The organism is Ruegeria sp. BA2 (assembly GCF_056539605.1).
Genome location: NZ_JBQFVE010000006.1, coordinates 38937 through 52174 on the forward strand (window position 1 = coordinate 38937; position 13238 = coordinate 52174).

General features: G+C 56.7%; 15 protein-coding genes. 8 read left to right on the forward strand and 7 right to left on the reverse strand.

The window, feature by feature from the left end; all coding sequences use genetic code 11:
- Window positions 1-17: 17 nt before the first annotated feature.
- Window positions 18-899, reverse strand: a complete 882-nt coding sequence (gene bla / locus ACR0NN_RS14115; RefSeq protein ID WP_480684920.1) for a class A beta-lactamase — start codon at window positions 897-899, stop codon at window positions 18-20.
- A 226-nt stretch (window positions 900-1125) separates the two neighbouring features.
- On the opposite strand from bla, the gene groES reads away from it, so the two are divergent.
- The 5 genes from groES to ACR0NN_RS14140 all read left to right on the forward strand — a co-directional run bounded on the left by groES (window position 1126) and on the right by ACR0NN_RS14140 (window position 6056).
- A complete protein-coding gene (groES, locus tag ACR0NN_RS14120; protein WP_010441779.1) occupies window positions 1126-1413 on the forward strand; it encodes a co-chaperone GroES in 288 nt (95 codons plus the stop codon).
- A gap of 55 nt (window positions 1414-1468) precedes the next feature.
- Window positions 1469-3112, forward strand: a complete 1644-nt coding sequence (groL, locus tag ACR0NN_RS14125) for a chaperonin GroEL (protein WP_480684921.1) — start codon at window positions 1469-1471, stop codon at window positions 3110-3112.
- 141 nt (window positions 3113-3253) lie between these two features.
- Window positions 3254-4096, forward strand: a complete 843-nt coding sequence (locus tag ACR0NN_RS14130) for a DMT family transporter (protein ID WP_170723644.1) — start codon at window positions 3254-3256, stop codon at window positions 4094-4096.
- Window positions 4097-4134: 38 nt separating this feature from the next.
- Window positions 4135-4908 (forward strand): alpha/beta fold hydrolase, encoded by a 774-nt coding sequence (locus tag ACR0NN_RS14135; protein WP_170723643.1) that lies wholly within the window; start codon window positions 4135-4137, stop codon window positions 4906-4908.
- A complete protein-coding gene (locus tag ACR0NN_RS14140) occupies window positions 4905-6056 on the forward strand; it encodes an alpha-D-ribose 1-methylphosphonate 5-triphosphate diphosphatase (RefSeq protein WP_170723642.1) in 1152 nt (383 codons plus the stop codon). Before ACR0NN_RS14135 ends, ACR0NN_RS14140 begins: the two co-directional genes overlap by 4 nt.
- A 56-nt stretch (window positions 6057-6112) precedes the next feature.
- On the opposite strand, the gene ACR0NN_RS14145 is transcribed toward ACR0NN_RS14140, so the two are convergent.
- From ACR0NN_RS14145 to ACR0NN_RS14160, 4 genes are all read right to left on the reverse strand, one after another.
- A complete protein-coding gene (locus tag ACR0NN_RS14145) occupies window positions 6113-7186 on the reverse strand; it encodes a 5-(carboxyamino)imidazole ribonucleotide synthase (protein ID WP_170723641.1) in 1074 nt (357 codons plus the stop codon).
- The gene (locus ACR0NN_RS14150) at window positions 7186-7944 is read right to left on the reverse strand and encodes an NAD(P)-binding domain-containing protein (protein WP_170723640.1); all 759 of its coding nucleotides are present in this window, start codon (window positions 7942-7944) and stop codon (window positions 7186-7188) included. Before ACR0NN_RS14150 ends, ACR0NN_RS14145 begins: the two co-directional genes overlap by 1 nt.
- The gene (gene purE, locus ACR0NN_RS14155) at window positions 7941-8426 is read right to left on the reverse strand and encodes a 5-(carboxyamino)imidazole ribonucleotide mutase (protein ID WP_170723639.1); all 486 of its coding nucleotides are present in this window, start codon (window positions 8424-8426) and stop codon (window positions 7941-7943) included. Before purE ends, ACR0NN_RS14150 begins: the two co-directional genes overlap by 4 nt.
- 77 nt (window positions 8427-8503) lie before the next feature.
- Window positions 8504-8728 (reverse strand): YdcH family protein, encoded by a 225-nt coding sequence (locus ACR0NN_RS14160; RefSeq protein ID WP_010441787.1) that lies wholly within the window; start codon window positions 8726-8728, stop codon window positions 8504-8506.
- A 164-nt stretch (window positions 8729-8892) separates the two neighbouring features.
- On the opposite strand from ACR0NN_RS14160, the gene ACR0NN_RS14165 reads away from it, so the two are divergent.
- The 3 genes from ACR0NN_RS14165 (at window position 8893) to ACR0NN_RS14175 (ending at window position 10510) form a co-directional block, all read left to right on the forward strand.
- Window positions 8893-9306: an Hsp20 family protein gene (locus ACR0NN_RS14165; RefSeq protein ID WP_058275530.1), complete on the forward strand. Its 414-nt coding sequence runs from the start codon at window positions 8893-8895 to the stop codon at window positions 9304-9306.
- A 5-nt stretch (window positions 9307-9311) separates the two neighbouring features.
- Window positions 9312-9536, forward strand: a complete 225-nt coding sequence (locus tag ACR0NN_RS14170) for a DUF1150 family protein (protein WP_170683384.1) — start codon at window positions 9312-9314, stop codon at window positions 9534-9536.
- Window positions 9537-9622: 86 nt separating this feature from the next.
- On the forward strand, window positions 9623-10510 hold the full coding sequence (locus ACR0NN_RS14175; protein WP_170723638.1) for a PhzF family phenazine biosynthesis protein: 888 nt from the start codon (window positions 9623-9625) through the stop codon (window positions 10508-10510).
- A gap of 21 nt (window positions 10511-10531) precedes the next feature.
- Here ACR0NN_RS14175 and ACR0NN_RS14180 read toward each other — a convergent pair whose 3' ends face one another.
- Both ACR0NN_RS14180 and ACR0NN_RS14185 read right to left on the reverse strand, forming a co-directional pair.
- Window positions 10532-11374 carry a hypothetical protein gene (locus ACR0NN_RS14180; protein WP_170723637.1) on the reverse strand — a complete coding sequence of 281 codons (843 nt, stop codon included), beginning with the start codon at window positions 11372-11374 and terminating at the stop codon, window positions 10532-10534.
- Window positions 11375-11506: 132 nt separating this feature from the next.
- Window positions 11507-13222: a bifunctional sulfate adenylyltransferase/adenylylsulfate kinase gene (locus ACR0NN_RS14185; protein WP_170723636.1), complete on the reverse strand. Its 1716-nt coding sequence runs from the start codon at window positions 13220-13222 to the stop codon at window positions 11507-11509.
- Between the last annotated feature and the right edge of the window lie 16 nt (window positions 13223-13238).

Sequence of the window (13238 nt, forward strand, 5' to 3'; positions counted from 1 at the left end):
TTGATTGTTGTCCCGGATCACTCTGTTCGCGCACTGATCTCATCAATCATCGCCCTTTCGATGTCCGAAAGCACCGTGTTGCGTTCTGGAAATGGAGCTTCATTCTCGGTCATGTAGATAGCCGCCAGATAGGTACGCGGCTCGGGTGATTGCAGAAAGGCGACAATCGCGCGACTGCCGTGACCTCCTGCACCGGTCTTGTCACCGATCTCCCAACCGTCCGGGACGTGCGCACGGATAAGCCCATCGGCTACCTGATCCTCGATCATCCATTGCCTCAGTTGCGCTGAAGATGCGGGTGAGAGGACCTCGCCGAACAAGAGGTGATCCAGAGTCGCCAATATTGCCCGTGGGGTCGTTGTATCGCGTGGATCTCCTGGTGTGGCTTCATTCAGCTCCGTCTCCCAGCGATCCAGCCGGGTGATGCCGTCGCCTGTTGCGCGAATGAACTCGGTTAGCCCGGCGGGCCCGCCCAAACGTTGCAACAAAAGATTGGCCGCTGTGTTATCGCTGATCGTCATCGTCGCATCGCACAGATCGCCAACCGTCATTCCCGCATCAACATGTTTGCTGGTGACTGGCGAGTATTCGACCAAATCTGCTGCTTCATATGCAATGTGATCTGACAGGCTTTGGGCGCCTTCATCTACGCTGGCTAAGATCGCACCACACAAAAGCGGCTTGAATGTGCTGGACATTGGAAACCGCTCATCTGCCTTGTACGAGACCTCCCATTCGCCATCGATGCTAAACAAAAGTATCCCAATCCGGGCATCTAGCTGACGTTCCCATGATTCAACGGTCTGAGTCAGAGTTTGTGCCTGCACCGGAGCGCCGAATCCAGCTAACAGTATGAACAGAAACAGGTATTTGACTGCGTTGAACCTGCACCGGCGCATCGATTTCACCTCTATCAAATGATTTGCGGCCAGATTAGCCAGCAAAGGCAAAGTGTAAACGGGACAATCTGAAGTTAATGCGCTGAAAAATATTCTGGCAGCTTGTTGACTCGCTTCTTGTGACCCCCTAGCTATGCGTCGTTATCACTCGACAAGTATGAGTGCTAACGCCTCGCCAGTCGGCGAGGGGAGGATAAACAAACTTTGAGCCCAAGGAGCTGCAAAGATGGCATTGAAACCGCTTCATGACCGTGTATTGGTCCGTCGTGTTGAAAGCGAAGAAAAAACCGCAGGCGGCCTGATCATCCCTGATAGCGCAAAAGAAAAGCCCAGCGAAGGCGAAGTCGTCGCAACCGGCGAAGGCGCGCGCAAGGACAGCGGCGAACTGATCGCGATGGCTGTAAAAGCTGGTGACAAGATCCTGTTCGGCAAATGGTCGGGCACCGAGGTTCAGGTCAACGGCGAAGAGCTGCTGATGATGAAAGAAAGCGACATCATGGGGATCATCGAGTAAGCCCGCGCGCTTTCTCTGATCTTCATCTCAATAGATTTTCTCAAGGAGAGACAACATGTCTGCAAAGGACGTCAAGTTTGACACCGATGCCCGTAACCGCATGCTGGCCGGTGTAAATGTTCTGGCCGATGCTGTTAAAGTGACCCTGGGCCCCAAAGGCCGTAACGTGGTTCTGGACAAATCCTTCGGCGCACCGCGCATCACCAAAGACGGTGTTTCGGTTGCCAAGGAAATCGAACTGGAAGACAAGTTCGAAAACATGGGCGCGCAGATGGTGAAAGAAGTCGCCAGCCGCACCAATGACGAAGCCGGTGACGGCACCACCACTGCAACTGTTCTGGCACAAGCCATCGTTCGCGAAGGTCTGAAGCAGGTTGCTGCTGGCCTGAACCCGATGGACCTGAAGCGCGGCATCGACCTGGCAACTGCCAAGGTTGTTGAAGGTATCAAGTCGGCTTCGCGCGAAGTCAAAGACTCGGCCGAAGTCGCTCAGGTTGGCACCATCTCGGCCAACGGCGAAGCGGAAATCGGTCAGCAGATCGCAGACGCGATGCAGAAGGTTGGCAACGAAGGCGTTATCACCGTCGAAGAAAACAAAGGTCTGGAAACCGAGACCGATGTTGTCGAAGGTATGCAGTTCGACCGTGGCTACCTGTCGCCTTACTTCGTTACCAACGCAGACAAGATGATCGCAGAACTCGACGACTGCATGATCCTGCTGCACGAAAAGAAACTGTCCTCGCTGCAGCCGATGGTTCCGCTGCTCGAGCAGGTGATCCAGTCGCAGAAGCCTCTGCTGATCATCGCGGAAGACGTTGAAGGCGAAGCGCTGGCGACTCTGGTTGTCAACAAACTGCGCGGCGGCCTGAAAATTGCTGCAGTCAAAGCACCTGGCTTCGGCGACCGCCGCAAAGCCATGCTGCAGGACATCGCAATCCTGACCGGCGGTCAGGTCATCAGCGAAGATCTGGGCATGAAGCTCGAGTCCGTCACCATGGACATGCTGGGCACCGCCAAGAAAATCGAAATCACCAAAGACGAAACCACCATCGTCGACGGTGCTGGCGAGAAAGCCGAGATCGAAGCACGTGTTGCCCAGATCCGTACTCAGATCGAAGAAACCTCGTCGGATTACGACCGTGAGAAGCTGCAAGAGCGCGTTGCCAAACTGGCAGGCGGTGTTGCTGTTATCCGCGTCGGCGGCATGACCGAAGTTGAAGTGAAAGAGCGTAAGGACCGTGTGGACGATGCTCTGAACGCGACACGCGCTGCCGTTCAGGAAGGCGTTGTTGTGGGCGGTGGTGTTGCTCTGGTTCAGGCCGGTAAAGCACTGGACGCTCTGGAAGGTGCAAATCCTGACCAGAACGCGGGCATCAACATCGTTCGTAAAGCCATCGAAGCGCCGCTGCGCCAGATCGCTGAAAACGCAGGTGTCGACGGTGCGGTTGTTGCGGGCAAAGTCCGTGAATCGTCCGACGCAGCCTTCGGCTTCAACGCACAGACCGAAGAATATGGCGACATGTTCTCGTTCGGTGTGATCGACCCGGCCAAAGTTGTCCGTACCGCTCTGGAAGATGCGGCCTCGGTTGCTGGCTTGCTGGTTACCACCGAAGCGATGGTTGCCGACAAGCCCGCCAAAGAAGGCGCGGCAGCTACCGGCGGCATGCCCGACATGGGCGGCATGGGCGGCATGATGTAAGCTGCTTAAGCCTTAGAATTTAAAAGCGGGGTCGCCTACGGGTGGCCCCGTTTTGTTTGAGGGGTAGCAGAGATATTCGTCGACCACCCATGCGCATAAAAGTGAGTGTGCAAACCACGCCGAAACCTCTATGCGGGTGATATGCGCCTGTTTCTTTTGACCTCTCTGACCATGTGCGCCTTTGCGGCGAACTCGATCCTAAATCGGCTCGCAATCGATAGCGGTGCCAGTGATCCAGCAGGATTTGCCGTCATTCGGGTTTTGTCTGGTGCGTTGGTGCTGGCGGTACTGGTTGCGCTTCGGGGCAGCTCGATCCCAGTGTTTAATCGTCGGCGTGTTGTTGGGGCAGGGTCGCTGTCGCTCTACATGATCGGGTTTTCTGTCGCTTATCTGACTCTCGACGCGGGCCTTGGCGCATTGATCCTGTTTGGAGTGGTGCAGATCACCATGTTTGCGATTGGTGCCTTGACCGGTGCGACGCCCACAACACGACAAATATTGGGAGCAGCTATCGCGTTGGGTGGTCTAGCCTTTGTCCTTTGGCCCGCTGGAGCGGTTCAGGTTGATCCGGTTGGAGCCAGCCTGATGACTGCAGCGGGCGTTGGGTGGGCGATTTATTCCATCGCAGGGCGATCGGAACCTGATGCGCTGTCAGGAACGGCTGCAAACTTTTTGGTAGCGTTACCTGTCACCGGGTTGGCCCTGCTGCTTTTGGGCAGCAACTGGCAAATGACTGCGCTGGGCTACGGGTTAGCTACCCTATCCGGGGCCGTCACGTCCGGTCTGGGCTATGCTCTATGGTATCGGGTCCTGCCACAGCTCACTCCCGCAATCGCTGCGATTGTGCAACTCAGCGTGCCGGTCATTGCAATCGCCGCCGGAGTTGTCCTGTTGGCTGAGGCCGCCAACCTGCGATTGATGCTTGGGGCTGGCTTTGTATTGGGCGGTATCGCGCTGGCAGTCGCGCGCCGCAGTCGCGGCTAGGGGTTCCCTCACCACCGGTAACGTCTTATTTGGCGTGTATGAAGTTTGTAGCAGCCTTTTTGTTGTGCCTCGTGCCTGCAATAGCTCACGCCAAGTGCGTCGTGCTGCTGCACGGGCTCGCGCGCACCGAGGCTTCGTTTACGGTTATGGAACAGCTCTTTCATGCCCATGGCTATACCGTGGTGAGGCCTGGCTATCCGTCGACCGATTTGCCGATACCAGAATTGGCCAACCAGACCATACCAAGCGCATTCGAAGCCTGCGGGGATGAAACGGTGAATGTTGTGGCCCATTCGATGGGTGGCATCCTGTTGCGCTACTGGCTGCAGGACCATGATCCCGAGAACTTGGGGCGCGTCGTGATGCTTGGGCCCCCGAACCAGGGCAGCCAACTTGTGGATGAGCTTGGCGCTTGGGAGGTGTTTGGTTTTCTGAACGGCCCCGCAGGACTGGCATTGGGTACAGGTCCCGAGGGTATTCCGCGCCGTTTGCCGCCTGTTGATTTCGATCTGGGGGTCATCGCGGGCGAGAATTCGTTGAATCCGCTTTTCTCGTCACTGATCGATGGGCCTGATGATGGTAAGGTCTCGATAGAGACCACCAAGGTTCAGGGTATGGCGGATCACATTATCTTGCCCGTGACGCATACTTTTATGATGAACAACCCACGTGTTATGGCCCAGACACTGCATTTCATCGAATTTGGACAGTTCGATCCCCAGATTACGTGGCTGGATGGAGTGATGGATATCATCGACCAGATTTGCCTGGGTGAAGATTGCTCGGAACCCGACTCGGAGCGCACTCAATGAACTCATTGGAACTTACGCTAACCGGCGCAGATGTTCTGCTGCCTGGTCAAGGGATGGCGCGCGCCGATCTGACCATCGCCGAAGGTCGCATTCAGCCCGATAGGGCAGGGCGGCAAATCGATCTGTCGGGTTACCTCGTCTTGCCGGGCATCATCGATTTGCACGGAGACGGGTTCGAGCGCCATATCGCGCCCCGTCGCGGGGCCATGAAACAGATGTCAGAGGGCATACGGTCGGTCGAGGCAGAACTGGCGGCGAACGGCATAACGACCGCCGTTCTGGCCCAGTTTTTCAGCTGGGAAGGTGGTGTGCGCGGACCTGAATTTGCGGGGCAAGTCTTCGAGGCCATCGCATCGGTCCGGAATGATGTCGCGACCGATCTTATCCCGCAGCTGCGTTTTGAAACCCATATGCTGGACGACTACGAAACTCTGCCCGAGCGCATCGAAGAATGGCAAGTGCCTTACGTGGTTCTGAATGATCACCTGCCGCATGACCGGCTGTCGCAAAGGCGCAAGCCTCCGCGCTTGACTGGGCAAGCATTGAAGGCCGGGCGCAACCCCGAGACGCATTTTGAGATGTTGCTATCCATGCACAAACGCGCCAGCGAAGTACCAGCTGCATTGGATGCATTATGCTCCAAGCTAAGAGATCAAGGCATTCGTCTGGGTAGTCATGATGACACCACAGCGCAGGATCGTACGGAGTGGCGTGATCGTGGTGTCATGATCTCGGAATTTCCGGAAAGCCTTGATGCGGCCGAGGCCGCCCGCTCGGGTGGGGATCACATTATCCTTGGTTCACCCAATGTCGTCAGGGGCGGCTCGCACAAGGGGAATGCGAGCGCTTTGGACTTGATTGCGATGGGTCTATGTGACGCTCTGGCATCAGATTATCACTATCCAAGCCCGCGTCGCGCGGCCTTGATGTTGGTCAAATCCGGCCTGCTGGACATGGCAGACGCGTGGGCACTGGTCTCATCTGGCCCGGCATCGGTGCTCGGCTTCGAAGATCGCGGAGATCTGTGTTCGGGGAAACGCGCAGACTTTGTCATACTTGACGCCGCAACACACCGTGTCGCTGCCACCTTTTCGGGCGGGCGCGTCAGCTATATGTCTGGAGATATCGCAACGCGGTTTCTAAGCTGATCCCAGCTTCATCTGGCCAAAAATATCCCCGTCGGAGGCATCGCGCGTCAGCGCGATCACCCCTTACGTACGATCCGGTTGAAATGCGCCATCTTACGGCCCGCCTTGACCTCGGCCTTACCGTAAAGATGCAGCGCAACATCCCTTTCGCGCGCCAGTTCGGGCACGCGGTCCATGTCGTGGCCTATCAGATTTTCCATCACAACATCCGAGTGTCGCTGGCCATCGCCCAAGGGCCAGCCCGATACAGCGCGAATATGTTGCTCAAACTGATCCACGGCGCAGCCATTCTGAGTCCAATGGCCCGAGTTGTGAACGCGCGGCGCGATTTCATTCACGATCAGCCCCTCAGGCGTCACGAACAGCTCAACCCCCATTACGCCGACATAGTCCAGCGCGTTCAGAATGTTGGCTGCCAGCAAAATGGCATCCGTTCTCTGAGCCGGAGACAACCGAGCTGGAATGGTAGTCGTATGAAGGATGCCATCACGATGCACGTTTTCGCCGGGATCGAAACAGGCGACTTGACCGTCCAGACCGCGCGCAGCGATGACCGAGGCCTCGTGGCTGAAGTCCACGAATCCCTCCAGAATCGACGGTGAACCTGCCATATCGGCCAGAGCTGTTTCGGCATCTTCGGGCGCACGCAGCCGGGCCTGCCCTTTGCCGTCATAGCCGAAGCGTCGGGTTTTCAGGATTGCAGGGGTGCCGATTTCATCCATCGCGGCCTGCAGGCTTTCCAGATCGGTGATATTAGCGAAGGGGGCGGTTTTCAGGCCCAGACCTTGCAGAAAGGTCTTTTCAGTCAGCCGGTCCTGGCTTACGCGCAGCGCCTCTCGCCCGGGGCGGATGGGGCGGTGGCTTTCCAGCAGGTCAAGTGCGTGGGTCGGAATGTTCTCGAATTCGTAAGTGATCACATCGACTGAAGCGGCGAAGGCTGCCAGCGCGTCGGCATCATCATAGGCTGCCGTGGTGACCCGATCCGCAACCTGACCGGCGGGTGGGTTCGCTCCGGGCTCAAAAATATGTGTGGTAAAGCCCAGCCGTGCCGCTGCTATGGACAGCATCCGGCCCAGCTGACCGCCGCCCAATATTCCAATGGTTGCACCGGGGGCGAGCATCTCACTCATCACTTCTTCTCCAAACGTTGTCCAATGGCCGATAGCGCGTCGCGCAATGCATCATGCGCTTTGCCCGATTGCAGGGTTTGCGTCATCTGCAGGCTCAGCGTGCCATCCGTTGCAAGCGCGTCGCGCTCTTCGGCAAGCCGCCCGGCTGAGCCTTTCTGCATCGTCGCCAGAAAGCCGGATATGAGCTGCGTTGTATAGAATTCCGCCCCATCATCGTCGCCGGTTTGCGTCGCCAGCCACTCAGCTCCGGTCGCCATCAGATCTAGCAGGCCCGGAACCATTGCACAGACGGCGAAATGAGCGTTCAACGCGGTCTCATCTGCAACTTTCACCACAGGGTTTTCAGGCTCAAATAGATCAGCCATCAGGTTGTCATTGCCGTAAGCGGCCAAGGGACAACCTCCGCTCTGCAGGAACCCCAGCGGGATGGTCTGCACGAAATCAGATGCTGGCGCGCAGAGTGTGGCAAGCTGTGCCTGAGACACGGCGGCCATTACCGAAACGATCTGCTGATCGGCACGAAAGCTCAACGGCGAAAGAACCTCCTCAGCGATCTGCGGGCGCAGGCAAAGGAACACGATGTCTGACCCATCAATCACCTCTTGGGGGGTGCCGACACTGACCCCAAGCTCGGCTTTGAGGGCCGAGGATACCTGCACATTGCGTTCCGAAACGTAGATGTCGTGGCCTTTCGAGGCCATAAGCCGAGCAATCGGCGCAGCGATGTGGCCCGTACCGATGAACCCGATGCGGCTCATCCCTGAGGTTCCTCAGGGATAGAGGCGGATAAAGCTTCACGCCAAGCATCCAGTCGCTCTGCCAATGCTGCATCCTGCAACGCCAGAATGCCAGCGGCCATCAGCCCTGCATTGGCCCCGCCAGCCGATCCGATTGCCATGGTCGCAACGGGAAAGCCTTTGGGCATCTGCACGATGGAATAAAGCGAATCCACACCCGACAATGCGCGGGTCTGCACCGGTACGCCGATCACCGGAACGCGAGTTTTTGACGCCATCATACCGGGCAAGTGTGCCGCGCCGCCTGCGCCCGCGATGATCACGTGTAAGCCGCGCGAAACAGCGGATTTACCATAGTCCCAAAGGCGGTCCGGCGTGCGATGGGCCGAGACGATGCGCGCCTCATAGGCGACGCCCAGTTCGTCCAGAATATCGGCGGCCTCTTTCATCGTGGGCCAATCCGACTGGCTGCCCATGATGATCCCTACTTTCACATCGCTCATAGCTGTTGCGCCCCTGCCTTCGGAAAGAGCGCGCACTATAGCCAAATCCGCCTATGTGGCAATGCGGTTCAGGCGCCTTAGGCGATGATATCGGGGGTCAGGCGGTCTTCGATCAGGCGGATGATGTCTTTCAGCCGCAGTTTCTGCTTTTTCAGCCTCTTGATCGTCAGTTGGTCCGAAGTTCCTTTGGCTTGAAGCGCCTCAATTGCCTCGTCCAGATCGCGGTGCTGGCGGCGAAAAACCTCCAACTCAACCCGCAGGACTTCATCGGTTTTCATCGAAAGATCGGTAGGCGCATTCATTGGCGACTCAGTAGCTCATGTGGTGCTTTGCACACAAGATAGTGTGTCAGGCTTTATCCGGCCAGACCTTGTGGACATCCCCGTATCTTCCCATATTCTATATCACGCGGTTGCCAGAACGGGGCCGCAGACGACGTCGCTTTGACAATGAAGGACGAAAATACGTGTCGAAACTTACCTTAGGCTCATACCCGCATCTTTTGGGGTTCGAGCAGTTGGAACGCCTTCTGGAACGGTCTGCAAAGGCCGGAAATGAAGGGTACCCGCCCTATAACATCGAACAGACCTCGGATTTTTCCTATCGCATCACCCTGGCGGTGGCCGGGTTCGCGGAAGAGGACCTGTCGATTACCATCGAGGATCGCCAACTGGTGATCCGGGGCCGTCAACGCGACGACAGCGAGGGGCGCATATTCCTGCACCGCGGTATCGCGGCACGCCAGTTCCAGCGCATGTTTGTGCTGGCTGACGGGGTCGAGGTGGGCGAGGCGATCATGGAAAACGGTCTGCTGCACGTGGACCTGACCCGCGCCGTACCTGAAACCGTGGTTCAGACAATCAACATAAGGAAGGGGTAAGAGCAATGAATACACCGATTGAAATCAACACAGAAGGTAATCGGATCGTTTATGTAAAGGCCGTCGATGTGGCTGATTTGCCAAGCGATGTGCGCGAGCAAGTTGGTGATCTGGATCAACTCTATGCCGTCCACGATTCCGATGGCCAGCAACTGGCGTTGGTCGCCGACCGTAAGCTGGCCTTTGTGTTGGCGCGCGAGCATGATTTATCGCCGGTTGCCGTACACTGATACTGCACAACACTCTGCTGAAATGACGTGACATTTGCCTCGACTGCGGTGATCGTGCCGCAGTCGGTTAAGCAGGAGTGCGCGCGATGGGATGGTATGATTTCGACTGGGTAGATGCCTTCAGTGACCGGGCCTTTGGGGGCAATGGCTGTGCGGTCGTGCATGGAGGGGCAGAACTATCAGATGAAGTCTGCATGTCTTACGTGCGCGAAACCTCTCTGGTTGAATGCACGTTCACGGGACCGTCAGATGTTGCCGATATTCGCGTGCGGTACTTTCTGGCAAGTCGGGAAATCCCTTTTGCGGGGCACCCAACCATCGCCACTGTCGCTGCAATGCGGTCGCGCGGGCTGTTTCAGGGCGATGCGCTGACTCTCGAAACCGGCGCGGGCATCGTGCCGATCCGGCTGAGTGGTGATGAGATTGAAATGACGCAGGTCGCCCCGCAATTTGGCGAACATGTACCTGCTGGTTTGGTTGCTGATTCCATCGCTTTGCCGGAAGACGCGATAATCTCACCACCGCAGTTTGTTTCCACTGGATTGCCATTCTGCATAACGGTCCTGCGCGATCATGCGGCGTTGCGCGCGGCCCAGCTGAATGTGACTTCTTTGAACCGGATTTCAGAGCGGGCAGGGTTCTCTGGCTCGGACATGGCTGAGCCGTTTCTGGTTACGCTCAAAGGTGCAACGGCGTCTGGCGATACGTTCTCGCGCCTGTTGATGGCCCCACCCAGCCCACCTGAAGATCCGTTCACAGGGTCGGCGACGGGCGCGATGGCGGCCTATCTGTGGAGCCATGACCTGATGGATAAAGATACGTTCATAGCCGAGCAGGGACATGACATGGGCCGCCCGGGGCAGGCCCGAGTGACACGGGTCGGGCCTGCAAACGCGATGACCGGAATCAAGGTCGCAGGGCGCGGTTATGTTCTGATGCGCGGGCAGGTGGATCTGCCGGATTCCGTGGCTTAGCGCATCGGTTGCCATTCCGGATTATCGGGTCATCCACGCGATTGGGATGATCGGCCTCGAAGCTGGATCAATCGAATGCCTGCCACAGATCGTGTCCAGATAAGACCTCTGTATCGGGAGGCCAGCATTGCAATTGGCCAGCCACTTTTTCTGATGGCCATAGATATGAACAGAATAGGTCCGGTCACCTTCGATCTCTGCTATCGGGACGTTTGGATCGTGCAATTTCCATAGCTCGCCCCGTTCGAGCGGATAAAACGTTTCGGGGTGTTGTGCGTTGTGATCTTCGCCCGTTTCGCGAAGGAAATGACTCAGCGCTTTGGGACCGGAACACCCCCAAGGTAGTGACTCAATACCCCAGGTTTCCCCTTTCTTGACACGTTCGCGGTTCTTGCGGTGCAAGCGCGGCCTTCGCCAGGGTTGTGTAGGGTTCGTGGTCGCCACGAACTCCAGCATATGCGTTAGCGTCAACGAGTTCTCAGGCAGTCGGAGAACTCCGTTTGGAAATGTTCCGGACGAAGTGGACCCAAATACATATACGCTGTCGAATTCGAATGGCTTAACGCAATAGGCATCCAGATCCACCCAAATGAAATCGGTTTTCTGCATCAGGTGTAGTCGGAAGATATCTGAGAACACGGCGACCCGCAGTCGGTCGTTGTTCAGCAGATCGAACGGAGAAGGCCAGAGGATGTCGGAGGCGGGGCGGATATCTACGCCGGTTGGGACACCCTTAAGCTGTTCTGCAGTGTAGAGAACGAATTCGTGACCGTTGTCGAGATAGGATTGGATGCAAAGCGTCTCTAGCCAGGACAGATCCGAACCATACCAGAAGCCGGCGATTGTTGGCAGAGATTGCCCCATTCAGTGACCACATCCGAACAGTTTGACTGCACAACCTATATTCGGATTTTGCCGGACCAGGCAATGTGATGTGTATTGTACAAAAGAAAAAGCCTCCGATTATCGGAGGCTGATTTTTTAGTTCGCGGATTTTTAACCAGCAGCGATCAATCCCATGCTTTCCAGTTTCAACAGGACCTGATGGGCGCAGTGATCGACCTCGACATTCTCGGTCTCAACACTCAGCTCGGGGTCTGCTGGCACGTCATAAGGGTCAGAAATCCCTGTGAACTCCTTGATTTTTCCTTCGCGCGCCAGTTTGTACAGCCCCTTGCGGTCACGACGTTCGCATTCCTCGATGCTGGTCGCCACGTGGACTTCGCAGAACGCACCGAATTGTTCGATCTCTTCCCGCACGGCGCGCCGAGTTGTGGCGTAAGGCGCGATCGGCGCGCAGATCGCGATGCCGCCATTCTTGGTGATTTCGCTTGCCACGTAGCCGATGCGGCGGATGTTCAAGTCGCGGTGCTCTTTCGAGAAGCCCAGTTCCGAGGACAGGTTCTTACGAACAATGTCACCATCCAGCAGCGTGACCGGACGACCACCCATCTCCATCAGCTTGACCATAAGCGCGTTGGCGATGGTGGATTTACCCGAACCGGAGAAGCCGGTGAAAAACACGGTAAAGCCCTGCTGGCTGCGTGGCGGCTTGGTTTTGCGCAGCTCAGCGACAACTTCGGGAAAGCTGAACCATTCGGGGATGTCTAGACCTTCGGCCAGTCGGCGACGCAATTCGGTGCCCGAGATGTTCAGGATGGTGACGTTCTCTTTGTCCAGAATCTCGTCATTGGGCTCGTACTGGGCGCGCTCCTGTACATAGACCATATGTTTGAAATCGACCATTTCGATACCGATCTCATCCTGGAATTTACGGAATAGGTCCTGCGCATCATAAGGGCCATAGAAGTCTTCGCCGGCCGAGTTTTTGCCTGGGCCCGCGTGGTCACGGCCAACGATGAAATGGGTGCAGCCATGGTTGGCTCGGATCAAACCATGCCAAACCGCTTCGCGCGGGCCAGCCATACGCATCGCCAGATTCAACAGCGACATGGATGTGGTTGAGGCTGGGTACTTATCCAATACAGCCTCATAGCAGCGTACACGTGTAAAATGATCCACATCGCCGGGTTTGGTCATGCCGACAACCGGATGGATCAGCAAGTTGGCTTGTGCCTCTTTAGCCGCGCGGAAGGTCAGTTCCTGGTGCGCACGGTGCAGCGGGTTGCGAGTTTGGAAAGCAACAATGCGACGCCAGCCCAGTTTGCGGAAGAAGGCACGCAGTTCGTTCGGCGTATCGCGACGGGCTTTGAAATCATAATGTACCGGCTGTTGGATGCCGGTGATCGGACCGCCCAAATAGACCTTGCCCGCAACGTTGTGGAGATAGTTCACAGCTGGATGCGCGTCATCATCGGCACCAAACACTTTTTCGGCCTCACGCGATTTGTCTGGTGTCCAGCGGTCGGTTACGGTCATTGTGCCAAGGATGACACCTTCCTGATCGCGCAGGGCAATGTCCTGGCCCAATTCGATCTGCTCGGCGAACTCTTCGCTGACGTCGAGCGTAATCGGCATCGGCCACAGCGTACCATCGGACAGGCGCATATTTTCGACAACATTGTCGTAGTCTGCCTCGCTCAGGAACCCTTTGAGCGGATTGAACCCGCCGTTCATAAGCAGTTCCAGGTCGCAAATCTGTCTGGGGCTCAGATCCCAGCTGGTTAGATCTGCGGCTTCGACCTTCAGCTTCTGTGCAGATTCATAAGAGACATACAATTCAGGGATCGGGGCTAAATTACTTAACATCATGAAAGAGCTCGTATCG

Coding starts and splice junctions, on each gene's coding strand:
- bla (WP_480684920.1), bottom strand. CDS start 899: ATGCGCCGGTGCAGGTTCAACGCAGTCAAATACCTGTTTCTGTTCATA.
- ACR0NN_RS14160 (WP_010441787.1), bottom strand. CDS start 8,728: ATGAATGCGCCTACCGATCTTTCGATGAAAACCGATGAAGTCCTGCGG.
- ACR0NN_RS14175 (WP_170723638.1), top strand. CDS start 9,623: ATGGGATGGTATGATTTCGACTGGGTAGATGCCTTCAGTGACCGGGCC.
- ACR0NN_RS14170 (WP_170683384.1), top strand. CDS start 9,312: ATGAATACACCGATTGAAATCAACACAGAAGGTAATCGGATCGTTTAT.
- ACR0NN_RS14130 (WP_170723644.1), top strand. CDS start 3,254: ATGCGCCTGTTTCTTTTGACCTCTCTGACCATGTGCGCCTTTGCGGCG.
- ACR0NN_RS14185 (WP_170723636.1), bottom strand. CDS start 13,222: ATGATGTTAAGTAATTTAGCCCCGATCCCTGAATTGTATGTCTCTTAT.
- ACR0NN_RS14140 (WP_170723642.1), top strand. CDS start 4,905: ATGAACTCATTGGAACTTACGCTAACCGGCGCAGATGTTCTGCTGCCT.
- ACR0NN_RS14150 (WP_170723640.1), bottom strand. CDS start 7,944: ATGAGCCGCATCGGGTTCATCGGTACGGGCCACATCGCTGCGCCGATT.
- groES (WP_010441779.1), top strand. CDS start 1,126: ATGGCATTGAAACCGCTTCATGACCGTGTATTGGTCCGTCGTGTTGAA.
- groL (WP_480684921.1), top strand. CDS start 1,469: ATGTCTGCAAAGGACGTCAAGTTTGACACCGATGCCCGTAACCGCATG.
- ACR0NN_RS14180 (WP_170723637.1), bottom strand. CDS start 11,374: ATGGGGCAATCTCTGCCAACAATCGCCGGCTTCTGGTATGGTTCGGAT.
- ACR0NN_RS14135 (WP_170723643.1), top strand. CDS start 4,135: ATGAAGTTTGTAGCAGCCTTTTTGTTGTGCCTCGTGCCTGCAATAGCT.
- purE (WP_170723639.1), bottom strand. CDS start 8,426: ATGAGCGATGTGAAAGTAGGGATCATCATGGGCAGCCAGTCGGATTGG.
- ACR0NN_RS14145 (WP_170723641.1), bottom strand. CDS start 7,186: ATGAGTGAGATGCTCGCCCCCGGTGCAACCATTGGAATATTGGGCGGC.